At 61.0% G+C, this 21,508-nt stretch carries 20 protein-coding genes, 2 pseudogenes and 1 riboswitch; of the genes and pseudogenes, 6 read left to right on the forward strand and 16 right to left on the reverse strand.

Translation table 11 applies throughout. The annotated features are described in order from the left end of the window. Positions 1-20 precede the first annotated feature (20 nt). The 6 genes from CO660_RS07005 to soxR form a co-directional block, all read right to left on the reverse strand. The gene (locus CO660_RS07005) at positions 21-1,577 is read right to left on the reverse strand and encodes an NADH-quinone oxidoreductase subunit NuoF (protein WP_097598143.1); all 1,557 of its coding nucleotides are present in this window, start codon (positions 1,575-1,577) and stop codon (positions 21-23) included. Further along, positions 1,574-2,053 (reverse strand): formate dehydrogenase subunit gamma, encoded by a 480-nt coding sequence (locus CO660_RS07010; RefSeq protein WP_085779678.1) that lies wholly within the window; start codon positions 2,051-2,053, stop codon positions 1,574-1,576. The genes CO660_RS07005 and CO660_RS07010 overlap by 4 nt, the downstream gene beginning before the upstream one ends. 134 nt (positions 2,054-2,187) lie before the next feature. Then, positions 2,188-3,081: a LysR family transcriptional regulator gene (locus CO660_RS07015; RefSeq protein ID WP_085779679.1), complete on the reverse strand. Its 894-nt coding sequence runs from the start codon at positions 3,079-3,081 to the stop codon at positions 2,188-2,190. A 77-nt stretch (positions 3,082-3,158) separates the two neighbouring features. Continuing rightward, positions 3,159-3,500, reverse strand: a complete 342-nt coding sequence (locus tag CO660_RS07020; RefSeq protein ID WP_085779680.1) for a metalloregulator ArsR/SmtB family transcription factor — start codon at positions 3,498-3,500, stop codon at positions 3,159-3,161. Between the two features lie 103 nt (positions 3,501-3,603). Then, a complete protein-coding gene (locus CO660_RS07025; protein WP_097598320.1) occupies positions 3,604-4,374 on the reverse strand; it encodes an SDR family oxidoreductase in 771 nt (256 codons plus the stop codon). A 124-nt stretch (positions 4,375-4,498) separates the two neighbouring features. Further along, entirely contained in the window at positions 4,499-4,969 is a 471-nt protein-coding gene (gene soxR / locus CO660_RS07030; protein ID WP_097598144.1) for a redox-sensitive transcriptional activator SoxR, read from the reverse strand. A 330-nt stretch (positions 4,970-5,299) separates the two neighbouring features. Next, a riboswitch (TPP riboswitch) is annotated at positions 5,300-5,413 on the forward strand. 148 nt (positions 5,414-5,561) lie between these two features. Between soxR and CO660_RS07035 the strand changes: the two genes are divergently transcribed. The 5 genes and pseudogenes from CO660_RS07035 (at position 5,562) to CO660_RS07055 (ending at position 10,466) form a co-directional block, all read left to right on the forward strand. Further along, positions 5,562-6,368 (forward strand): ABC transporter permease, encoded by an 807-nt coding sequence (locus tag CO660_RS07035; RefSeq protein ID WP_097598145.1) that lies wholly within the window; start codon positions 5,562-5,564, stop codon positions 6,366-6,368. After that, positions 6,365-7,177 (forward strand): ABC transporter ATP-binding protein, encoded by an 813-nt coding sequence (locus CO660_RS07040; protein ID WP_097598146.1) that lies wholly within the window; start codon positions 6,365-6,367, stop codon positions 7,175-7,177. The genes CO660_RS07035 and CO660_RS07040 overlap by 4 nt, the downstream gene beginning before the upstream one ends. Before the next feature lie 64 nt (positions 7,178-7,241). After that, a complete protein-coding gene (locus tag CO660_RS07045) occupies positions 7,242-8,252 on the forward strand; it encodes an ABC transporter substrate-binding protein (protein ID WP_097598147.1) in 1,011 nt (336 codons plus the stop codon). Positions 8,253-8,341: 89 nt separating this feature from the next. Continuing rightward, positions 8,342-9,561: pseudogene (locus tag CO660_RS07050) on the forward strand (acyltransferase). Between the two features lie 167 nt (positions 9,562-9,728). After that, the gene (locus CO660_RS07055; protein ID WP_085779685.1) at positions 9,729-10,466 is read left to right on the forward strand and encodes a sugar transferase; all 738 of its coding nucleotides are present in this window, start codon (positions 9,729-9,731) and stop codon (positions 10,464-10,466) included. 403 nt (positions 10,467-10,869) lie between these two features. Here CO660_RS07055 and CO660_RS07060 read toward each other — a convergent pair whose 3' ends face one another. From CO660_RS07060 to CO660_RS07095, 8 genes are all read right to left on the reverse strand, one after another. Further along, positions 10,870-11,277, reverse strand: a complete 408-nt coding sequence (locus CO660_RS07060; RefSeq protein WP_085779686.1) for a F0F1 ATP synthase subunit epsilon — start codon at positions 11,275-11,277, stop codon at positions 10,870-10,872. Next, positions 11,277-11,516, reverse strand: coding sequence for a hypothetical protein (locus tag CO660_RS07065; RefSeq protein ID WP_097598149.1), 240 nt, complete (start codon positions 11,514-11,516; stop codon positions 11,277-11,279). Before CO660_RS07065 ends, CO660_RS07060 begins: the two co-directional genes overlap by 1 nt. Further along, positions 11,516-12,943 carry a F0F1 ATP synthase subunit beta gene (gene atpD, locus CO660_RS07070; RefSeq protein ID WP_097598150.1) on the reverse strand — a complete coding sequence of 476 codons (1,428 nt, stop codon included), beginning with the start codon at positions 12,941-12,943 and terminating at the stop codon, positions 11,516-11,518. The genes CO660_RS07065 and atpD overlap by 1 nt, the downstream gene beginning before the upstream one ends. Before the next feature lie 22 nt (positions 12,944-12,965). Further along, positions 12,966-13,850, reverse strand: a complete 885-nt coding sequence (locus CO660_RS07075; protein ID WP_097598151.1) for a F0F1 ATP synthase subunit gamma — start codon at positions 13,848-13,850, stop codon at positions 12,966-12,968. A 26-nt stretch (positions 13,851-13,876) separates the two neighbouring features. Then, entirely contained in the window at positions 13,877-15,406 is a 1,530-nt protein-coding gene (gene atpA, locus CO660_RS07080; RefSeq protein ID WP_008527976.1) for a F0F1 ATP synthase subunit alpha, read from the reverse strand. Further along, the gene (locus CO660_RS07085) at positions 15,406-15,972 is read right to left on the reverse strand and encodes a F0F1 ATP synthase subunit delta (RefSeq protein ID WP_097598152.1); all 567 of its coding nucleotides are present in this window, start codon (positions 15,970-15,972) and stop codon (positions 15,406-15,408) included. Before CO660_RS07085 ends, atpA begins: the two co-directional genes overlap by 1 nt. Before the next feature lie 255 nt (positions 15,973-16,227). Continuing rightward, a complete protein-coding gene (locus CO660_RS07090) occupies positions 16,228-16,617 on the reverse strand; it encodes a DUF4345 domain-containing protein (RefSeq protein ID WP_097598153.1) in 390 nt (129 codons plus the stop codon). A gap of 78 nt (positions 16,618-16,695) precedes the next feature. Further along, a complete protein-coding gene (locus CO660_RS07095) occupies positions 16,696-18,912 on the reverse strand; it encodes a primosomal protein N' (protein WP_097598154.1) in 2,217 nt (738 codons plus the stop codon). A 186-nt stretch (positions 18,913-19,098) separates the two neighbouring features. Here CO660_RS07095 and CO660_RS07100 point away from each other — a divergent pair. Then, positions 19,099-20,030, forward strand: a pseudogene (locus CO660_RS07100) (dihydrodipicolinate synthase family protein). 17 nt (positions 20,031-20,047) lie between these two features. Here CO660_RS07100 and CO660_RS07105 read toward each other — a convergent pair. Further along, a complete protein-coding gene (locus tag CO660_RS07105; protein ID WP_097598155.1) occupies positions 20,048-20,488 on the reverse strand; it encodes a GNAT family N-acetyltransferase in 441 nt (146 codons plus the stop codon). A gap of 4 nt (positions 20,489-20,492) precedes the next feature. Beyond that, entirely contained in the window at positions 20,493-21,443 is a 951-nt protein-coding gene (locus tag CO660_RS07110; protein ID WP_097598156.1) for a GNAT family N-acetyltransferase, read from the reverse strand. Positions 21,444-21,508: the final 65 nt, after the last annotated feature.

Here is a 21,508-nt window from a genome sequence, read left to right on the forward strand (position 1 = left end):
CAACTTCGAATAAAAAACCATCACTCAGCCGCCTCCACGACCGGTGCCGGCGAAAAATCTTCCGGGAAATGCGTCATGGCGCTCATCACGGGATAGGGCGTGAAACCGCCAAGCGCACAGAGCGACCCGAATTTCATGGTATTGCAGAGATCGCCAAGCAGTACCCGGTTCTTCTCCGGCTCGATGCCGCCTGCGATCTTGTCGACCGTCTCGACGCCGCGCGTCGAACCGATGCGGCAGGGCGTGCACTTGCCGCAGCTTTCGACGGCACAGAATTCCATGGCGAAACGCGCCTGCTTCAGCATGTCGGCCGTGTCGTCGAAGACGACGATGCCGGCGTGGCCGATCAGCCCGTCCTTGGCGGCGAAGGCTTCGTAATCGAAAGGCGTATCGAACAGCGCCCGCGGGAAATAGGCGCCGAGCGGCCCGCCGACCTGAACCGCCTTGACCGGCCGGCCGGTCCTCGTGCCCCCGCCGATCCTGTCGACGATATCGCCGAGCGAAAGACCGAAGGCGGTCTCGTACAGGCCGCCATATCTGACATTGCCGGCGATCTGCAGCGGAATGGTGCCGCGCGAGCGGCCCATGCCGAAATCGCGGTAGAAGGCGGCGCCCTTCTCCATGATCACAGGCACTGAGGCCAGTGAAATCACATTGTTGATGACGGTCGGACAGTCGAACAGGCCCTTATGCGCCGGCAGCGGCGGCTTGGCGCGCACGATGCCGCGCTTGCCTTCGAGACTGTTCAAGAGAGCCGTTTCTTCACCGCAGACATAGGCGCCGGCGCCGGTGCGCACCTCGATATCGAAGGCGCGGCCCGAGCCAAGCACCGATGGGCCGAGAATGCCGCCCTGTCTGGCAATGCCGATGGCCTCGCTCATCACAGCGATCGCATGCGGATATTCCGAACGGGTGTAGACGAACCCCTTCGTGGCGCCGGTCGCGAGCCCCGCAATCGCCATGCCCTCGATCAAGACGAAGGGATCGCCTTCCATGATCATCCTGTCGGCAAAGGTGCCGCTATCGCCCTCATCGGCGTTGCAGACGGTATATTTGCGTTCGCCGCTGGCATCGAGAACGGTCTTCCACTTGATGCCGGTGGGAAAACCGGCGCCGCCGCGTCCGCGCAGGCCGGAATCCGTGACTTCCTTGACGATTTCGGCAGGCGTCATCGAAACGGCGCGGCGAAGGCCGGCAAGGCCGCCATGCGCCTCATAATCGCCGAGCGAAAGCGGGTCGGTGATGCCACAGCGGGCGAAGGTCAGGCGGGTCTGTTCCTTCAGGAACGGGAGGTCTTCAACCTCCCCGAGACAGAGCGGATGGCCGCTTCCGTTCAGCATTCCGGCGTCGAACAGAGCAGGCACATCCTTTGCCTTCACCGGCCCGTAGCCGATGCGCTTGCCGGCGGCCTCGACCTCGACCAGCGGTTCCAGCCAGAACATTCCGCGCGAGCCGTTGCGCACGATCTCTGCATCGAAGCCGCGGGCGGCGATCTCCTGGGCAATCGCCTTTGCCACCTTTTCGGCCCCGAGCGCCAGCGCAGCGGCATCGCGCGGAACATAAATCTTGACTGTCATCGACGTGCCTCCGCAACGAGTTCCGCCGCCATCTGATCGTCCACGCGGCCATAAACCTCGCCGTCGAGCATCGCTGACGGGGCGCAGGCACAAAGGCCGAGACAGTAGACCGGCTCCAGCGTCACGGCGCCGTCGAGCGTCGTCTGATGAAAATCGATCCCGAGCAGCGCCTTGACGCGATCAGCCAACGCGTCGCCGCCCGTCGACTGGCAGGCCTCGGCGCGACAGAGCTTCAGCACATGGCGGCCGGCGGGATGGTCGCGATAATCGTGGTAGAATGTCATCACCCCGTGCACTTCGGCGCGCGAGAGGTTCAGTTCCTCCGCAATCACAGGCAGGGCTTCCTGCGGCACATAACCGAATTCTCGCTGGACCTCGTGCAGAATGGGAAGCAGCGGTCCTTCAAGGAAGCGAAGGTCGGCGACGATGGTCCGCGTACGCGCTGCGATATCGCCTTGGGCGATATGAATGGTCATCAGGCAGCCCTCCCGGCGGCTCGCTCGTTTCGGGATGGCAGGCCTCCCCAGCCGAGCGCCATCGTGCAGACAACATCTCAGGGAAGCCGACGACGATCAATAAAGCTATCTCGTGGATTGATAGGTTTTTTCTATCAGAGTTCCTCGTCCCGCACGAGCACTCTCGCTTCGTGCAGCAGGGCCGAAACGAGCGGGGTGAAGGGCTCCCGATAGGGTGCGACGAGGCCAACCAGATGGTGGGCTTCCGGTTCGACAATCGGAATCATCCGGATCTCCACCGGAAAACCAAAGGATTTCGCCACGTTGCGCGGCATGATGCTCGCCCAGCGTCCGGTCCTGACATGCGAGAACAGCACGATCATCGAATTGGATTCGAGCGTCGGATGCACAGTGGCGCCGGCTTCCGTCAGATGCCGGTTGATGATGCGGCGGTTCTGCATGTCGGCGGTCAATAGACAAAGCCGAAGATCGCCGACCTCCTTCCAGGTCACATTGTCGCGATCGGATAGCGGGCTGCCTGCAGCCGTGATCAGATGATAGCGCTCGGCATAGAGCGGAACACTGGTGACCCGGCCGAGCGGCTCGTTTTCGAGATAGGTGATGCCGGCGTCGATTTCGAGATTTTCGAGCATGCTCAGCACCTGCAGCGAGTTCCGCGAGACGATCGAGAAGGTCACTCCCGGATGGCGTTCCTGAAAGGGCGTGGTGATGCGCGAAAGCATGGCGAGCGCCGTCGGAATGGCGGCAAGGCGAATGTGGCCGGAAAGTCCGCGGCGGGCCGCGCGCATCTCCTCGCGCATGGTGCGGGCATCGCCCACGATGCGCCGGGCCCATTCCAGCACGCGCTGGCCCTCCGGCGTCAGCCCCTGAAAGCGCGAGCCGCGCTGCACCAGCATGACACCAAGCTGATCCTCGAGCTGCCGGATCGCGGCTGAAAGCGTCGGCTGGGACACCCCGCACTCCTCCGCGGCGCGGCCGAAATGCTTTTCGTTGGCAAGGGCGATGAAAAATTCCAGCTTGTCGATCATCCGGTCTCCCGATCCGGCGCGAAATCATCCGGATCAGCTATCTTCGACGCAGCAACCGTGCTCCGCAAGGGCGGGTACTAATTGTTTTCAGCAGCCGGAAAAAGATCGAACAGCGATTCAAGGAAGGCAAGCACGTTTGTATTGCCGATACGGTAATAGACCAGCCTGCCCTGACGGCGCGTATTGACGAGACCTTCGAGCCTCAAACGCGCGAGCTGCTGCGAGACCATTGCCTGCTGAATGCCGAGGATGTTTTCGATTTCACTCACCGTCCGCTCCTCGGTCGCGAGTATGCAAAGAATCAGAAGTCGGGTCTGGTGCGCCAGCGCCTTCAGCAGATCGCTCGCCTCACGAGCGTTTCCAGCGAGTTTGTGCAGTTCCTGACCGGACATTCCCGGCTCGGGCTTGGGCAATGGCATTCGACATCTCGGAAGGGAAGCAAAAAGGCAGATCAGCACAATAGCATATTCGCACACACGAATTTGCCAAAAGTGATGAAATGTCAAAAAAGGTCTAACTAAATCAGCAGATAAGCTGGCCGCCATTGATCTCGAGGACCTGGCCGGTAATGTATCCGGAGAGCGAGGGCGCCGCCAGAAACAGATAGGCGGGAGCGCAATCCTCCGCTGTGCCCAGCCGCTGCAAGGGAATAGACTTTCTCGTCTGCTCCAGCTTTTCGCGGGAGGAATAGCGCTCGTGGAAATCCGTCTCGATCGTTCCGGGCGAGACACAATTGACGCGGATGCCATCCGGCGCGAGCTCGCGGGCAAGCGCCTTGGAATAGGTTGAAACGAAGGCTTTCGAGGCAGAATAAATCGAAGAACCGGGACTGCCGCCGGTCAGCGCGGAAATTGAAACGGTGTTGACGATGGCAGCGCCTTCCGCCGCCTTCAATGCCGGCAGCAACGCACGCGTCAGCGCCACCACCGACGTCTGGTTCAAACGCACGATCGCCTCATAATCTGCGTCAGTCAGTGTGGCAGCTGGAAAACGGCCGAGCATGGTGCCGGCGTTGTTGACGAGCACATGCACCTTGTCGAAAAAGGTAAGCGCATTTTCGGCAAATTGCGCAGCGCCGCCAGCGGCAGTGAAATCGGCGTGCAGCAACAGCGCCCGTCTTTCGGATTCAGCCGTCAGCAGAAAATCCGGCAGATCGCGCCCCGGTTTGCGTCCGGTATGGACGATCACCTTCGCGCCGCAGTCCAGGAACTGCCGGGCCACTTCGAGACCGATGCCCCGCCCGGCGCCGGTTACGATGACATTGCGATTTTCGAATAGTCTCGGGTGGAACACGAAGCCGTCCTCCTCGCGGACAATGCCGCCTGTTGCGCCATTCGCCCTTAACATATGAGCGCGCCGGCCGAAAGAAAGGCAGGCATCATCTTTCCGCCAGAGGCTGGCGCTCTTCCCTGAAAGTTCATAGTTCGATTTCTGTCTCCAGCAGCCGTGCGCCTGGCCCTTCCTCGCCGAGCTGATCGAAGGGATTGCGCAACGGACAGCTTTCGATCGACAGGCAACCGCAGCCGATGCAGCCGGTCAGACGGTCTCGCAGCAGGCTCAGCCGTCTGATTCGCGTGTCGAGTTCATCCTTCCAGCGCGCCGACAGCGTCTGCCAGTCGGCAATCGTCGGCGTGCGCCCCTGCGGCAGGGAGGCAAATGCCGTCTGGATTTCCGAAAGCGGAATGCCGACACGTTGCGCCACCTTGATGATGCCGAGCCGGCGAAGGACATCGCGTCCGTAGCGCCGCTGGTTGCCGCGCGTGCGGATACTCGAGATCAGCCCCTTGGCCTCATAGAAATGTAGCGCCGAGACGGCAAGACCACTGCGTTGCGCCACTTCGCCGACCGTCAGAAGCCTGCCGAGGGGCGTTGCAGAAATCCTATTCATGGCCTATTGACCTCAATATTAGTTGAGGTTTTATAACCGCTGCTTCCCCGGCCGTAAAGCACGAGGCGCAGGAAGGAGCGTCAGTTAGATCATCCGGTCATACAAGCTGAAATGATGGCGTCGGCGCTTGCCCGGCCCGCACCGATCGCCCCTGCCGATATTGCCGCCTGAAAGACAAGCGCTCGGGTTCCGTTCCCGGCAGGTACGGAACCTCGGAAAACACCCGGACAGGACCTCCGTCCGGGTGTTTTTTTATCTGCGCCCATCCGACCGGGCGGACGGGTTTGCAATTTTGCGGTTGCGGCAAGAAAACCCCGATGATAGTTTTCGCCGAAATAACAGGGGAGCTCCGTGTCGCCGGGGCTGAGATGTGAGGCGCAAGCCTCCGGACCCTTCTAAGCTGATCTGGGTAATGCCAGCGGAGCGAGGTCCAAATGTATTCCGGCGCGCAAGTGTCACTCTACCGGACGTCCGGCAATTCCGTCGGCATCCCTATCGATGCCCTCAAGGCAACCGCCCCAAATCGCATCGAGACCGATGCCCTCGACAGGTTTGCGCGAACGGCCCGGCGAAAGCCTGAAATCGAACGCCGATGACATCGCCACGACCATCGGATTCGCGCCTTGCGACGCTCTATCTCGCCGTGTACCGGGCAATGCCCGCCTTGCTCGCAGGCTTTGCTTTTCTGGCGGCATGGGAACTCTATGTCGATCTTTCCGGTATCAAACCGTCCATTCTGCCGGCACCTTCGCGTATCCTTGTCCAGGGCTGGCTGAACCGAGAGGCGCTGATATCAAACACCTGGCCGACGCTCGGAGCGACACTCGGTGGTTTCGCCCTGTCGCTCGCCTTCGCCTTCGCCTCTTCGATCCTGATGGATTTCATGCCATTCATGCGCCGGGCAATGCTGCCGATCTTCATCGCCAGCCAGACTTTGCCGCTGGTGGCGATCGCGCCTCTCGTCGTCCTCTGGTTCGGTTTCGGCCTTTTGCCGAAGATATTGCTGGTGGCGCTCGTCACCTTCTTTCCGCTGCTTGTTGCCCTGCTTCAGGGCTATGAGGCGACCGATCGCGACATTGCCGAGCTCTTGAATTCGATGAAAGCGAGCCGCTGGCGCATTTTCCGCCTGGCGCGGCTTCCCTCGTCGCTGCCCTATTTCTTCGCCGGCCTTCGAATCTCGATCACCTATGCCGTCGTCGGCGCGATCTTTGCCGAATATGCCGGCGCTGCAAGCGGCCTCGGCATCTATATCCTCAACGCCAAGAACAATTTCCGTCCCGATCTCGTGCTCGCCGCCGTGATCGTCAGCGCTCTGTTGACGCTCTGCCTCTTCGCGCTGACGCTGGTTATCCAGCGTTTCGTCATGCCCTGGCAGCCATCCCAGGAGCGGCGCCGATGACCGGTCAGATGCTTGAGCTGCGCAACATCTCGAAGTCCTTCGACGGCATGAAAGTTCTAGACGACATTTCGCTCGCCGTCGCAGACGGCGAGTTCGTCTCGATCGTCGGCCCATCCGGCTCCGGAAAATCGACCGTGCTGAGACTGCTGACACAGGCGCTGCGACCCGATTCCGGCGCCATGCTTTTCAACGATGCAGCGCTGGAACAGACGCCGCATTCCTTTGCCTTCATGCCACAACGCGATGCGCTGATGCCCTGGCGCCGGATCATCGATAATGCCGCGCTCGGTCTGGAAGTGAAGGGCATGGCTCGCCGGGCTGCACGCGCCGCTGTCGCGCCCCTCTTCGAGCGGTTCGGCCTTGCCGGCTTCGAGCATCACTACCCCGCCTCTCTTTCCGGCGGCATGCGCCAACGTGCTGCGCTGCTGCGCACCGTCATCCAGGAGCAGGACATGCTGCTGCTCGACGAGCCCTTCGGCGCGCTCGATGCGCTGACCCGCACGCAGATCCAGGAGTGGCTGCAAGGCATGTGGACCGAACATCGCTGGACGGCGCTGCTGATCACCCACGATGTTCGCGAGGCCGTTTTTCTCTCCGACCGGATCTACGTGCTGTCTGCCCGTCCGGCGCGTGTCATCCGCGAATTCCGCGTTCCCCTGCCCCGCCCGAGAAGCATTGCCGATCTCGGTTCGCCGGCGGCCCAGGCGATCGAGACCGAAATCCTGCAAACCCTGCTTCATCCGCTAGAACAGGGTGGTTTTAGGCCGGTCGGCCCAAAATCTGAATCCTGTTCCAATTTAAAGAGTTAGAGTCTGATGTCGTTCGAAAACCGTACTTTTCGGCGTCATGCTCTAAAGACCTGAGGAGGTCACCATGCCGCTTCTCACCCGCCGCCAGACGATGCTCGCCGCCATCGCGACAAGCCTCGCCGGCCGCGTCGCCTTCGCTCAATCGGCGCCCGCAAAGGTTCGTATCGCGCTCGACTGGACGCCCAACACCAATCACATCGGCATCTACGTCGCCAAGGCGAAGGGCTTCTACACGGCCGCCGGCCTCGATGTCGAAATTCTACCCTTTACCGACACGAGTGCCGGCACGCTGGTATCAAACGGGGTCGCCGATTTCGGCATCAGTAGCGAGATCGAGGCCCTGACGCAGCGTGCTGGCGGCGGTGACGTGAAGATGGTCTACGGCGTCGTCCAGACGGAAACCGCACGCCTGATCTTCAACGGCGGGCGGGACGACATCAAGAGCCCTAGAGATCTCGATGGCAAGACCTATGGAGGCTTCGGCGGCACTTGGGAAAGCGCGCTGGTCTCGGCGATGATCCGCAATGACGGCGGCAAGGGCGACGTCAAGACCGTCACCCTCGGCACCTCCGCCTATGAGGCGCTGGACAATGGCTCGATTGACTTCACGCTGGAGATCTACACCTGGGAGGGCATCGCCGCTGAGCTGGAAAATCGGCAGATCAGCCGCTTCCACTATTCCGATTACGGCATTCCCGACGAGCAGACGACAGTCATCGTTTCCAGTGACGCCTATCTCTCTGCCAGTCGAGAACACGCGCGCGCCTTCATCCAGGCCACGCGTCAAGGCTATGTCTACTCCATCGATCATCCCGACGAAGCCTGCGACCTGCTGATATCAGGAAGTAACGGTGCGCTGATGAACACGGATCTGGTGAGAGCATCTCAGAAGGCGTTGATCGAAGGCCATTTCCTGAGATCCGAGGCCGGCGTGATCGGCACGCTTGATCCGGCAAAGGCCGATGCCATTGGCGCTTTCCTGGTCGAGAACGGCATTCTCGTCGATGCGAATGGCGTCGTGCTCAAGGAGAAGCCGGACTTTTCCACCTATTACACCAACGAACTCCTCGGCTGAGCTCGCCCCGGGCCTTGCCGAGGCGGTCTTCCCAGGCAATGCTTTGCGCCTGGGCGGTTTGAGCCGAATCGGGCAGGGCGGGGAACGACATGCGAGCACAGGACAGACTGGCCGGAGCCGACTTTCTGCGCGCAATGGCCTGCTTGTTGGTGCTCGCGCATCATCTCGCGCTCCGGCTGGATATGCGCAGAATACCGGATGAATTGGCGGCGACGGCAAACGTCCTCCGCTTCGGCAATTTCGGCGTCGCCATCTTCTTCGTGCTCAGCGGCTTTCTGCTTGCCCGCCCCTTCTGGCACGCTCTCGACGCCGGCGGCGCCATGCCCAGCCTTGGGCACTACGCCATCCGCAGGTTGGCGCGCATCGCTCCGGGCTTCTGGGTCGCCACCAGCGTCAGCTTCGTCCTTAGCCTGACGCTGCTTGCCGTGCCGCTGACGCCAGAACTCGTCGTCCGCTACGTCTCGGGACTGTTGTTCATGAGCCAGTGGCATTGGCGCACGTTTTTTCCCGTCGAAGCCGATGGGCCGCTCTGGTCCATTCCCTTCGAGGTCACCAGCTATGTGCTCCTCCCGGTCGGCTTTCTCCTGCTGTTTCGCCTGCCGCTGCTACGGCAACGTCCGTTCTTCGCCCGCGCCGCCTGGCTCTGCGTCATTGCCGTCGTCCTTCTTGCTCATATGATGATCCTGAGGCTCTTTGCGCTCGACGATATCGGGCGCGGCTGGTCATATGGCCTTCAGGGTGGAGCGAAGGAATGGATGCCCAACTATAATCCGATCGGCTTCTTTGCTGTCTTCGCGCTCGGCGCGCTTGCCGCCGGCATCGAAGTGATGTTGCCCGCAAGACGATCTCCCTGGTTCGACGCCGCGGCACTCCTCGCCGTCGCGGTTGCCGCTTACCGCCTCCTCATATCCCCAGGCGGCTCGGCCGAAGGTTACGGTTGGCTTCACATCCCCTATGGATTTCCGGTCTTCCCACTGGCCGTTGCAACAGCGCTCGTTTCACTCAGCCATTCGCAGCGTCTGGGCAGGCTGCTTGATAACCCCCCCGTCCGCTACATCGCCAAGATCTCCTTCGGCATTTACATCTGGCAGGAGATCATCCTGACATTGATCCAGAGACTGGACCCCGGCTCGTTCGGCGCCTCCTCCGAGAATGTGGTCACCGGTTGGATGCAATCCTGCACACTGACAGCGGCGCTCGTTTTTCTGGTGGCAAGCCTCAGTTATTATCTGTTGGAACGACCAGTAATCGATTTTGGCAATCGTCTGACATCGCGCCGCCTCATCGGGCTACTCCTTTAGAAGTATAATTTCGGACGCCGCTCAACTAGAGGCATTAAGGTTAACGCGAAATACTCCCATTTTTGGCGTCTTTATGCTTACCGATTTCTTATTTATAACGATGACAAACCATACGTAAGCATGTATCTGTCTCCCCGCTGTTCAGTATCGCATCTAAACTTCTGGGCATTGAGTAATGTATGCTTTTACTTCGAAGATAAGTTCACGCTTCGATTCGTCTCAGCGTCAGAACAAAATCCGGACCCTGGTTGTAGCGAACTCCAACATTCGCCAACCGGACAGCTTTTCCGGTGTCGAAGGGAGGGCGGCTCTGCGATTGGCCGTAAAGCGGCTGATTGATATCGTCATCTCGGCCAGCGCTCTGCTCGTACTGGCGCCGCTTTTCCTGGCAATCGCTCTTTTCATCAAACTCGACGATGGAGGCCCCGTATTCTTCCGCCAGATCCGTTGGGGCCTGAACGGGCGGAAGATCACCGTCTTCAAGTTCCGCTCGATGCACATCGAAGCTTGCGATCCCAGCGGCATTCAGCAGACCGTCAAGGGCGACAGCCGGGTGACCGGCTTCGGCGCTATGCTCCGCAGGACCAACATTGACGAGCTGCCGCAGCTTCTGAACGTCCTCAGGGGCGACATGTCCCTGGTCGGGCCGCGCTGCCATGCCATCAACATGCGCGCAGCCGGCCGGCTCTACGAAGAATTGGTGCCGAACTACCACCATCGTCACGTCATGCGCCCCGGCATCACCGGCCTCGCGCAGACACGCGGCTGGCGCGGGCCGACCGCACGGCCGCTGCAAGCCCGGGCCCGGATCGCCTGCGATATCTATTATGTCAGGCATTTCAGTCTGCTGCTCGACCTGAAAATCCTGTTCAAGACGCTGGTCATCGAGCTGCGCGGCGGCACCGGCTTCTAGGGCAATTCCAGGAAAAGTATGGAACGGTTTTCCGTTCGGAATCGCGTAAAACGAAATCTTAGGGCGATTCTGCGCTTCGGTGAAAACCTGAACCGCTCTCGAACCCTCCTGGTTGGTCCATAGCGTCGCGCGCGCAAAAGTGCGACACTGCGAAAAGGACATCAGCCAAACGAAGCGCTAAAGCGCGAGAAGCAAGTCAGCAACGCGAGTATCAAGGGCCGTAGCACCTTTGCGCGCCCTGAAGACGCGCGGCGCTGCAAATGTGGCCCTCTCGGTCATGAGCCGGACAAAAGCGGTTTTGAATGCCCGCTCTTTTTCAAATCTTTGATGAGGCGCTTCAAGTTCCCTCGCAGAAACAAAAAAGCGGCCTCGCGGGCCGCCTTTCATCGAAGCCGTCGATTGGTCAATCCTGCTGGACGATGCCGCTAAGATGCGTCAGTTCCATGATGAAATGCTCGAGCTTCGACTTGTGCTCGTGCAACTCGGCATGTTCGAGTTCCTTGCGGGCTGCCTCGATGCGACGGGTCAGTTCGTCCTTATGGAGTTCCTCGACTGGAACGGCGGACTCTGCCAGCAACGTGCAGCCGGTCGGCAGAATGTCGGCAAAGCCGCCGAACACGACATAGTCCTGCTTCTTCCCAGAAGCTGAACGCACGCTCACGACACCCGGCTTGACCGTCGTCATCGTCGGCGCATGGTGCGCCATCACGGTCATCTCGCCCTCAGTCGCGGGAATGACGACCTCGGTCACCATCTCCGACAGCAGCAGACGCTCCGGCGAAACGAGCTCAAAGTTGAAATTGTCAGCCATCAGTGACTTACCTTCTCGGCTATGGCTTTTGCATCTTGCAATTTGGTCCCGCAGAACGGGCAGTGCAGTATCGCCTGGTCGAGATATCCGAGACCTTCTTCGGTCTGAACCAGTCCCACGACCATCATGATCACGCCGTTATCGGCACGGTAGATGGTCGGTGCGGCTGGCTCTGGGAGTTCCGCTACGACCCCTTTTAGCGAGTCGCAGCAGAATATCTCGTCCTTAGCGTCGCTCATCAAGCAGCAGCGAGCTTCTTGGCCTTTTCGATGGCTTCATCGATCGAACCGACCATGTAGAAGGCAGCTTCCGGCAGGTTGTCGTATTCACCGTTGACGAGGCCCTTGAAGCCCTTGATCGTGTCTTCCAGAGCAACCAGCTTGCCCGGCGAGCCGGTGAAGACTTCGGCAACGAAGAAGGGCTGCGAAAGGAAGCGCTCGATCTTGCGGGCGCGGGCGACGGCCAGCTTGTCTTCTTCAGACAGTTCGTCCATGCCGAGGATGGCGATGATGTCCTGCAGGGCCTTGTAGCGCTGCAGCGTAGACTGAACTTTACGAGCGACCTCGTAGTGCTCTTCGCCGACGACCATCGGGTCGAGCATGCGCGAGGTGGAGTCGAGCGGGTCGACGGCCGGGTAGATACCCTTTTCAGCGATCGAGCGCGACAGAACGGTCGTTGCGTCCAAGTGGGCGAACGAGGTTGCCGGTGCCGGGTCGGTCAAGTCGTCGGCCGGAACGTAAATGGCCTGAACCGAGGTGATCGAGCCGGTCGTCGTCGTGGTGATGCGTTCCTGCATCGAGCCCATGTCGGTTGCGAGAGTCGGCTGATAACCCACGGCCGAAGGAATACGGCCGAGCAGAGCCGACACTTCCGAGCCTGCCTGCGTGAAGCGGAAGATGTTGTCGACGAAGAACAGAACGTCCTGGCCCTGGTCGCGGAAGTGTTCTGCAACCGTCAAACCCGTCAGAGCGACGCGAGCGCGGGCGCCCGGCGGTTCGTTCATCTGACCGTAAACGAGCGCAGCCTTGGAGCCTTCGCCACCACCATGCTTGTTGACGCCCGATTCGATCATTTCATGGTAGAGGTCGTTGCCTTCGCGGGTACGCTCACCCACGCCTGCGAAGACCGAGTAACCACCGTGCGCCTTGGCGACGTTGTTGATCAGCTCCATGATGAGAACGGTCTTGCCGACGCCGGCGCCGCCGAACAGGCCGATCTTGCCGCCCTTTGCGTAAGGAGCGAGAAGGTCGACGACCTTGATGCCGGTGACGAGGATCTGCGCTTCCGTGGACTGCTCGACGTAAGCCGGAGCGTCCTGGTGGATAGCGCGCCTGTGAGCGGTGGTCAGCGGGCCTGCTTCATCGACCGGCTCGCCGATGACGTTCATGATACGGCCGAGCGTTTCGTCGCCGACGGGAACCGAGATCGGAGCGCCGGTATCGACGACCTGCTGGCCGCGAACGAGGCCTTCGCTCGAGTCCATCGCGATGGTGCGGACTTCGTTTTCGCCCAGATGCTGAGCGACTTCGAGAACCAGGCGGACGCCGTTGTTGTCGGTTTCAAGCGCGTTCAAAATCGCCGGCAGTTCGCCTTCGAAAGCAACGTCGACGACGGCGCCGATAACCTGGGTGACTTTGCCGACAGAGCGGGTAGCTGCCTCAGCCATATTCTTACCCTCTTTCCCTAACTCAGAGCGCTTCCGCGCCCGAAATGATTTCAATCAATTCCTTGGTGATCTGAGCCTGACGCTGACGGTTGTAGCTCAGCGTCAGCTTGTTGATCATCTCACCGGCATTGCGCGTAGCATTGTCCATCGCGCTCATCTTGGCGCCCATCTCGCCCGCGACGTTCTCAAGGAGAGCACGGAAGATCTGGACGGAGATATTGCGCGGGATCAGGTCGTCGAGGATCGACGCCGGATCCGGCTCGTATTCATAGACGGCGCCTGCATGTTCTGCATCCTGGGCGACGGCTTCCGGAGCCTTGGCCGGGATGAGTTGCTGGGCGGTCGGAACCTGTGAGATGACCGACTTGAACTCGGAGTAGAACAGCGTGCAGATGTCGAACTCGCCGGCCTCGTACATCTCGATGACGCGCTTTCCGATCTGGTCGGCATTCTCGAAACCGATTTTCTTGACTTCGCGCAGTTCCTTGCGCTCGATGATCAGCGATGCATATTCACGCCGCAGGATATCGTAGCCCTTCTTGCCGACGGTGAAGATCTTCACCGTCTTGCCCTCGGCAAGCAGCCTGCGGACATGGTCGCGCGCAAAGCGGGCAATCTGCGAGTTGAAACCGCCGCAAAGACCGCGTTCGGCCGTGCAAACCACCAGCAGATGGACCTGGTCCTTGCCGGTGCCGGTCATCAGCGCCGGCGCGCCATCCGCCTCGGTGACGGCCTTGGCAATGTTCGCCAGAACCGCACCCATGCGCTGCGAATAGGGCCGGGCGGCCTCGGCCGCCTCCTGCGCACGCCGAAGCTTCGCCGCGGCGACCATTTTCATCGCCTTGGTGATCTTCTGCGTCGCCTTGACGGAGGCGATCCGGTTTTTCAGATCCTTAAGTGAAGGCATCCGTTATCCGTCCTAACTGGGCCCGATTACTGGAAAGACTTGGCGAAGCTATCGAGAGCAGCGGTGAGCTTGCCCCGAGTATCGTCGCTGATTGCCTTTTCCGTGCGGATCGCATCGAGGATGGCCGAGCCTTCCGAGCGCAGATAGGACAGCAGGCCCTGTTCGAACTTGCCGACCTGAGCGACCGGCAGCTTGTCGAGGTAGCCATTGACACCTGCGAAAATCACGGCGACCTGCTCTTCCGTCTTCAGCGGCGAGAACTGCGGCTGCTTCAGGAGTTCGGTCAGGCGTGCACCGCGGTTCAAGAGGCGCTGCGTCGCAGCGTCGAGGTCCGAACCGAACTGGGCGAAGGCGGCCATCTCGCGATACTGGGCGAGTTCGCCCTTGATCGAACCGGCAACCTGCTTCATCGCCTTGATCTGGGCTGAGGAACCGACGCGCGAAACCGACAGGCCGACGTTAACGGCCGGGCGGATACCCTGGTAGAACAGGTCGGTTTCAAGGAAGATCTGACCGTCGGTGATCGAGATCACGTTGGTTGGAATGAAGGCCGAAACGTCGTTGCCCTGCGTTTCGATGACAGGCAGAGCGGTCAGCGAACCGGCGCCCTTGTCGTCGTTCATCTTTGCGGCGCGCTCGAGCAGGCGCGAATGCAGGTAGAAAACGTCGCCCGGATAGGCTTCGCGGCCCGGCGGACGGCGCAGCAGCAGCGACATCTGACGGTAAGCGACAGCCTGCTTGGACAGGTCGTCATAGCCGATCAGCGCGTGCTGAGCGTTGTCGCGGAAGTATTCGCCCATTGCGCAACCTGCGAACGGAGCGAGGAACTGCATCGGAGCCGGATCGGAAGCGGTCGCAGCGACGATGATCGAGTACTTCAGGGCGCCGCGCTCTTCGAGAACCTTGACGAACTGGGCAACCGTGGAGCGCTTCTGGCCGACGGCGACGTAGACGCAGTAGAGCTTGTCGTTGTCGGGGCCGTTGTCGTGGATTGGCTTCTGGTTCAGGAAGGTGTCGAGCAGGATGGCGGTCTTGCCGGTCTGGCGGTCGCCGATGACGAGCTCGCGCTGGCCGCGGCCGACGGGGATCAGAGCGTCGATGGCCTTGAGGCCGGTCGACATCGGCTCGTGAACCGACTTGCGCGGAATGATGCCTGGAGCCTTGACGTCAACGCGCGCACGGCGGGTCGCGTTTATCGGGCCCTTGCCGTCGATCGGGTTGCCGAGAGCGTCGACGACGCGGCCGAGCAGCTCCGGACCGACCGGCACGTCGACGATGGCGCCGGTGCGCTTGACGGTGTCGCCTTCCTTGATGTCGCGGTCGGAGCCGAAAATAACGACACCAACGTTGTCGGATTCAAGGTTCAGGGCCATGCCGCGGATGCCGCCGGGAAACTCGACCATTTCACCAGCCTGAACATTGTCCAGACCGTAAACGCGAGCGATACCGTCACCGACGGAGAGAACCTGGCCGACTTCCGAGACTTCTGCCTCTTTGCCGAAATTTTTGATCTGGTCTTTGAGAATTGCGGAAATTTCCGCGGCGCGGATATCCATCAGCCGACCTCTTTCAATGCAAGCTTAAGGGTAGAGAGTTTGGTACGAAGAGACGTATCAATCTGACGGGACCCGACCTTGACGATCAGACCACCAAGAATTGACGGATCAACCGTGACAGCAATTGCCACGTCTTTGCCGGTGACGCCCTTCAGCGCCGCCTTCAATTCATTTTCCTGCTCTGCTGAGAGAGCATGGGCCGAGGTGACCTCGGCAGAAATTTCGCCGCGATGATTGGCGGCGATCAGCCGGAAGGCCTTGATCATGCCGGGCAGAGCGAAGAGGCGGCGGTTGCGCGCCACGACCTTCAGGAAGTTGGCGAAGAAGCCCGAGATGCCGGCCTTTTCACTGATGGCGACGATGGCCTTCAGCTGGTCCTCGGCAGAGAAAACCGGGCTCAGTATGAAGCGCTTCAAATCATCGCTCTCACCCAGCATCGCCTGGAAACGGTCAAGGTCTGCAGTTACGGTAGCGACGGCACCCTCTTCGAGCGCCAGCTCGAAAAGCGACGAGGCATAGCGCTCTGCAACACCAGAAGTAAGCTGGGACGTGTCTGCCACTGGCACAAATTTCCCTGATTTCAATCCAAAATCCGGCTCTCGGCGGGCGCCGAACCTATGATCTTGAATTCGTTTTGATTTCCCCCAGAAATCACAAGAGAAGCCTCTTGCTTCTTCCGAAATTCGGGGTCCGTCTAACATAGGATGTTCGGACTCGCAACACGCGTAACGTCCGAATACGCCTTTCGCATGAATTTCTGTTCGCAAAATTGCGCAAAGGCTTCCGGACAGGCCGCGAAGGCGGCCCGCCAGCGGTGAAATTCACGTTTGAATGAAGCCGAAAACATAAAGCAGCGGTAACGCAGCAAGCACGACTTGCACAACCAGAAGTAAATAGTTGACCAGATTGCTCCCCTTATCGGACAGGATCGATATGATCCGCGCAAAGGCAGCCATGCTGAAGGAGGCGCCGAGCGCCATGTAGATCCAATCCTGCGCAAGCAGGATCGCTGAGAGCCCGAAGCCGAGATAGAAGCCGCCCATCGAGCGTCCCTCGCCATATCCTTCCGACCGCCCCTCCTGCACCTGCAAGCCGAGAAGACGGAAAGCATGGCCCGGCGCAAACATCATGATGAAACCGGCCAGCGCCGTGAAAGCGGCAGAGCAGAAGGCGAGTTGCTCGCCGAGTTCGGTCGGAAAATAGAATTCCATGCATCGGCCCCTAATCGCCCGGATGATTCGCTGTTTTATGGCATGCGCTCGAAAAGGAGGAAATGGCGGCGTACTATTTTAAAGAAAGCTCTGGGGATCAATGTCGAGCTGCACCTGCACCGACCCGCGCTCCTTCGGAGATTGCGACAGCATCGCCCGCAGAAATCCCTGCATGTCGGAGTTGCGCCGTCCGTGGACCAAAAGGCGGAAGCGGTGGCGGCCGCGCACCAGGGCAAGCGGCGCTTCCGCCGGGCCGAGCACTGAGATGCCGGAGACCTGGGGTGCTGCGTTGCGCATGCCGCGCGCATGATTTTCCGCGTCTTGGCGCATTTCGGCCGAAACGATGATCGAGGCGAGCCGGCCGAACGGCGGCAATGCTGCACGTTCGCGCTCGGTGATTTCGCGCTCGTAAAAGGCATCGGAGTCGCCGGAAACGATTGCCTGCATGACCGGGTGCTGCGGCTGGTAGGTTTGCAGCAGCCCATGGCTCTTCAGGCCTGTCCGCCCGGCGCGGCCCGTCACCTGCGACAGAAGCTGGAAAGTGCGTTCGGCCGCGCGCGGATCGCCATTGGCAAGACCGAGGTCGGCATCGACGATGCCGACCAGCGTCATCAGCGGAAAATTATGCCCCTTGGCGACGAGCTGGGTGCCGATGACGATATCGGCCTCACCCTTCGCGATCGCATCCAGCTCCAGCCGCAGCCGCTTCACGCCGCCCATCATGTCCGAGGAGAGGACGATCGTCCGCGCCTCAGGGAAATGTCGTTCCACCTCTTCGGCGATGCGCTCGACGCCTGGCCCGCAGGCGACCAGATGGTCGAGCGTCCCGCATTCCGGGCATGCCTCGGGCGTGCGCTCGGCATGACCACATTGATGGCACTGCAACTGCTTGCGGAAGCGATGCTCGACTAGCCAGCTCGAACATTGCGGGCATTGGAAGCGGTGACCGCAGACCCGGCAGAGCGTCAGCGGCGCATAGCCGCGCCGATTGAGAAAAAGCAGCGCCTGCTCCCGCCTCTCCACCGTCTTGCCGATCGCCCGGATCAGCACCGGCGACAGGAAGCCACCCCGCTCCGGCGCGTGTCTGCGCATATCGATGAGATGCAGGTCCGGCAGCGCCGCGTCGCCGAAACGCGTGGGCAGGTGGACAGTGCTGTAGCGGCCGTTCTGCCCATTGACCTGGCTTTCGACCGATGGTGTCGCAGAGACCAGGATGACGGGAAAATCGCCGATGCGGCCGCGCACGACGGCCATGTCACGGGCATTGTAGAAGACCCGATCTTCCTGCTTGTAAGCGGGATCATGCTCCTCGTCGACGATGATGAGGCCGAGATTCTCGAAAGGCAGGAAGAGCGCCGAGCGGGCGCCGGCCACGACGCGCACTTCGCCGGTCACCGCCTGGCGCCAGACTTTTTCGCGCATGCGCGGGGCGAGATCGGAATGCCATTCGGCCGGCTTTGCTCCGAAGCGATCCTGAAAACGCTCGAGGAAACTGGCCGTCAGCGCGATCTCCGGCAGCAGGATCAGCACCTGCTTGCCACGTTTCAGGGTCTCGGCGATCGCCTCGAAATAGACTTCCGTCTTGCCGGAACCCGTGACGCCATCGATCAGCGACACCGAAAATTCGCCCCTGCGGACGTCGGAAACGATTTCCGCCGCCGCCTCTTTCTGCGGCCCTTCGAGGCGCGCGGCGGCAAAGTCGGGATCCGGCATCGCCACGACGGGCGGCGGCGGCAGGAACACCGTTTCGAAAATGCCGAGCGTGACCAGTCCATCGACCACGCTCGTCGAAACACCGGCCGCATGCGCCAGACCGCTGCGCGTCCAGGAGAGACCGTCGGAGGCGGCCGCGAGCACGCGCGCACGCGCCGGTGTCATCCGCTCAGGTTCGCCGCCGACGAATTTCAGCCCCTCCACCATAGGCTCCGGCTCGAAGGCGTTCGGCGCCCTGAGCGCCATGCGCGCGACGAGACCGGGCGGGGAGAGCGTATAGCTCGCCACCCAATCGATGAAATCCCGCATTTCCTTGGAAAGCGGCGGGCAATCGAAGACATGGCTGATCGGCCGAAGCTTCTTCGGATCGACGCCATCTTCGCCGCCGTCCCAGACGACACCGATCACCTGCCGCGGCCCGAGCGGCACCTGCACGACCGAGCCGGGCTCGACCGCCATGCCCTCAGGCACCGAGTAGGAATAGGGTTTCGGCGCCGGCATCGGCACCAGCACCGGAACCGTTCGGTTCGCGGGCGGTGCTTCGAAAAGCGCGCCAAAGAGATCGGACGAATCTATGCTCATCGCGCGAGACCATGCCCGCAAATCGCTGGAATTGGAACCGCAAAGACGCGATGGCTCGTCGGGGGAGAATGTGGATAACGAAGACGCGCCAAGACGGACCGCGTCTTGACGAAAAGGTTGCGGGGCAAGCAATCGGCCGCCTAGATTTCCGGTAGATTTGTTCGACAGCTGAATCGGAGAGCATGAATGGCCAGACTGACCGAGAATGCCAAAGGCGTCTACGTTATCGCCGTAACTCCCTTTGCCGACGACGGCGCGCTCGATCTCGAAAGCGTCGACTGCATGGTCGATTTCTACGAAGCGCCGGCGTCACCGGCCTGACAGTGCTCGGCCAGCTCGGCGAGGCCCCGAAGCTGACTGCGGACGAATCGCGGATCGTGGTCGAGCGTGTACTGAAGCGCCTCGACGGGCGCCTGCCGGTGGTCGTCGGCGTGTCGGCGCCCGGACTTGCCCCGATGAGGGAACTCGCCAAGGCCGTGATGGGCGAAGGTGCCGCCGGCGTCATGGTTGCGCCGCCGTGGACCATCAGGACCGACGATCAGGCCTTCGCCTTCTACCAGTCGGTTGGTGAAACCCTGGGCGATACGCCTTTCGTGCTGCAGGACTATCCGCTCACGACCAATGTGACGATCGCATCCGCGGTCATCGAGCGCATCGTCAGGGAGGTGCCGAATTGCGTCATGCTCAAACACGAGGATTGGCCTGGCCTGTCGAAAATCACCGCACTCCGCGCAGCCAGCGACACGCGCGGCATGCGGCGCATCTCCATTCTCTGCGGCAATGGAGGACTTTTCCTGCCCGAAGAAATGGGCCGGGGCGCCGACGGCGCCATGACCGGCTTCTGCTATCCCGAAATGATGGTCGGTGTCGTCGAAGCCTATAGCGCCGGCAATGCTGATCGCGCCTACGAAATCTTCGATGCCTACCTGCCGCTCGCCCGCTATGAACAGCAGCAGGGCATCGGTCTTGCCTGCCGCAAATACGTGCTTGCCAAGCGCGGCGTCATCAAGTCCGCCACTGTGCGCGAGCCGGGGCCTAGACTTTCAGCGCTCGACATTGCCGATGTCGAGCGGCTTTTGGCCCGCCAGGAGGTCCGCCTCAAGGAGATCGGCGCATGATGGTGTGCGGTCTCGCCTCAACCGCGCAGGTCGAGAACATGGGTGTAGCCATCCTGCTCGCTGGGACGAAACTCAAGCGACTCCCAAAATTTCGCCGCACCGTCGTTTCCCGCATGCACGGTGACACAACGGCAGAAGCGCCGCGCGTGATCCAGAAGGGCGAGCGCAAGCATCCGCCCGACGCCGCGACCGCGCATCGCGGGGCGGACGTAGAAACGCCGCATCCGCAACGCTTCCGGCATGGCGGGTTCGATGGTCATGCCACCAACGCCAACGAGTGTTTCGCCGGCAAAGGCGCCGAGCAGCCTTTCGCCGTCACCCACCAAGCGGATGTCGCCAACTGCCCACTCATCGATAAGCCGGCCGATATGGAGATGGCCTTCCTGCCGGGCGTCGTGCGCAAGTCCCGCCATCGCCTCCGGCAAACGATCACGGAAGATGCGAATATCGATCGTCACGGTTCTAGACGGCCAGAACCGACATCTCGCGCGGCATCGCCGCAGCCGGCCCGGCGACCGGCACGAAGGTCGCGTCCCCATCGCGGGCCATGTCGTGGACAGTATGTTTCTCCAGCGCCTTCGTCACCTCGTTGACATCGCCATCGAGATGTTCGGCGGGAATGAGATTGCCGATCACGAAATCGAAACGGTCGCCGCGCTTGTTCAAGAGTTCGTGGAAAACCGTCATGTCGCGAAGCTCCGTCGACCACTTCGCCAGCCAGTAGAACAGGCCGGAATTGCGCGCCGTCATGTGGACGGGAAGGATCGGCAGATTGTATTTGCGCGCCAGCCCGACGGCCGACGTTTTCCATGGGCGCTCGTTGAGCTGGCCGTTCGCCCAATAGGCAATGCGGCCGGACGGAAAGAGCACGGTGGCCTTGCCTTCCCGCACAGCGTGGTTCGTCAATTGTAGCGTCTCGCGCGCCTTAAGCTTGCTCTTGTGCTCCTCTCGCCATTCGACGGGGATGACCATCTCGGCAAAACGCGGGTTGACGCGGATGGCGTCGCGATTGGCAAAGAACATCATATCGGGCCGGCGCGTTTTCAGCAGATCGAATACGGCGACCCCGTCGGCAATGCCGGTGGGGTGATTGCTGACGAGGATGAAGCCGCCGCTGTCGGGAATGCGTTCGCCGTTGGCGACGCCGATGTCGAGCTTCAGCACGTCGCTCAAATATTCGAACGACTGGAACCCCGGCATCTTGGCAACCGCATTGGCGAATTCGATCGCCTTGTTATAGCGCAGAAGCGTGTAGAGGAACGGTCGCATGACCGGCCAGAGCGGATGTTTCACGATCCTCTGGCCGCGTTCGGCAATCAGCGTATCGACGATGTGACCGGGCTTTCCCTGTGAAACGAGAGCGATCGCTTCCGCGAGTTGTCCGAAAGCCGTCATGGAATCGCGCCGTGCCATGAAAGATCCTGTCTATGGGCTGTAAGCTATCGCAGTACAATATGATCGAAGGATGACAATGGCTT

It is taken from the genome of Rhizobium sp. L9 (assembly GCF_002531885.1).
GTDB lineage: Bacteria > Pseudomonadota > Alphaproteobacteria > Rhizobiales > Rhizobiaceae > Rhizobium.

What these genes read in the sequence shown, in the direction of transcription:
- CO660_RS07010 (WP_085779678.1), bottom strand. Translation starts at nt 2,053, where the DNA reads ATGACCATTCATATCGCCCAAGGCGATATCGCAGCGCGTACGCGGACC.
- CO660_RS07095 (WP_097598154.1), bottom strand. Translation starts at nt 18,912, where the DNA reads ATGAGCATAGATTCGTCCGATCTCTTTGGCGCGCTTTTCGAAGCACCG.
- CO660_RS07045 (WP_097598147.1), top strand. Translation starts at nt 7,242, where the DNA reads ATGCCGCTTCTCACCCGCCGCCAGACGATGCTCGCCGCCATCGCGACA.
- CO660_RS07090 (WP_097598153.1), bottom strand. Translation starts at nt 16,617, where the DNA reads ATGGAATTCTATTTTCCGACCGAACTCGGCGAGCAACTCGCCTTCTGC.
- CO660_RS07035 (WP_097598145.1), top strand. Translation starts at nt 5,562, where the DNA reads ATGACATCGCCACGACCATCGGATTCGCGCCTTGCGACGCTCTATCTC.
- CO660_RS07005 (WP_097598143.1), bottom strand. Translation starts at nt 1,577, where the DNA reads ATGACAGTCAAGATTTATGTTCCGCGCGATGCCGCTGCGCTGGCGCTC.
- CO660_RS07055 (WP_085779685.1), top strand. Translation starts at nt 9,729, where the DNA reads ATGTATGCTTTTACTTCGAAGATAAGTTCACGCTTCGATTCGTCTCAG.
- CO660_RS07040 (WP_097598146.1), top strand. Translation starts at nt 6,365, where the DNA reads ATGACCGGTCAGATGCTTGAGCTGCGCAACATCTCGAAGTCCTTCGAC.
- CO660_RS07065 (WP_097598149.1), bottom strand. Translation starts at nt 11,516, where the DNA reads ATGAGCGACGCTAAGGACGAGATATTCTGCTGCGACTCGCTAAAAGGG.
- atpA (WP_008527976.1), bottom strand. Translation starts at nt 15,406, where the DNA reads ATGGATATCCGCGCCGCGGAAATTTCCGCAATTCTCAAAGACCAGATC.
- CO660_RS07015 (WP_085779679.1), bottom strand. Translation starts at nt 3,081, where the DNA reads ATGATCGACAAGCTGGAATTTTTCATCGCCCTTGCCAACGAAAAGCAT.
- CO660_RS07020 (WP_085779680.1), bottom strand. Translation starts at nt 3,500, where the DNA reads ATGCCATTGCCCAAGCCCGAGCCGGGAATGTCCGGTCAGGAACTGCAC.
- atpD (WP_097598150.1), bottom strand. Translation starts at nt 12,943, where the DNA reads ATGGCTGAGGCAGCTACCCGCTCTGTCGGCAAAGTCACCCAGGTTATC.
- CO660_RS07075 (WP_097598151.1), bottom strand. Translation starts at nt 13,850, where the DNA reads ATGCCTTCACTTAAGGATCTGAAAAACCGGATCGCCTCCGTCAAGGCG.
- soxR (WP_097598144.1), bottom strand. Translation starts at nt 4,969, where the DNA reads ATGAATAGGATTTCTGCAACGCCCCTCGGCAGGCTTCTGACGGTCGGC.
- CO660_RS07110 (WP_097598156.1), bottom strand. Translation starts at nt 21,443, where the DNA reads ATGGCACGGCGCGATTCCATGACGGCTTTCGGACAACTCGCGGAAGCG.
- CO660_RS07060 (WP_085779686.1), bottom strand. Translation starts at nt 11,277, where the DNA reads ATGGCTGACAATTTCAACTTTGAGCTCGTTTCGCCGGAGCGTCTGCTG.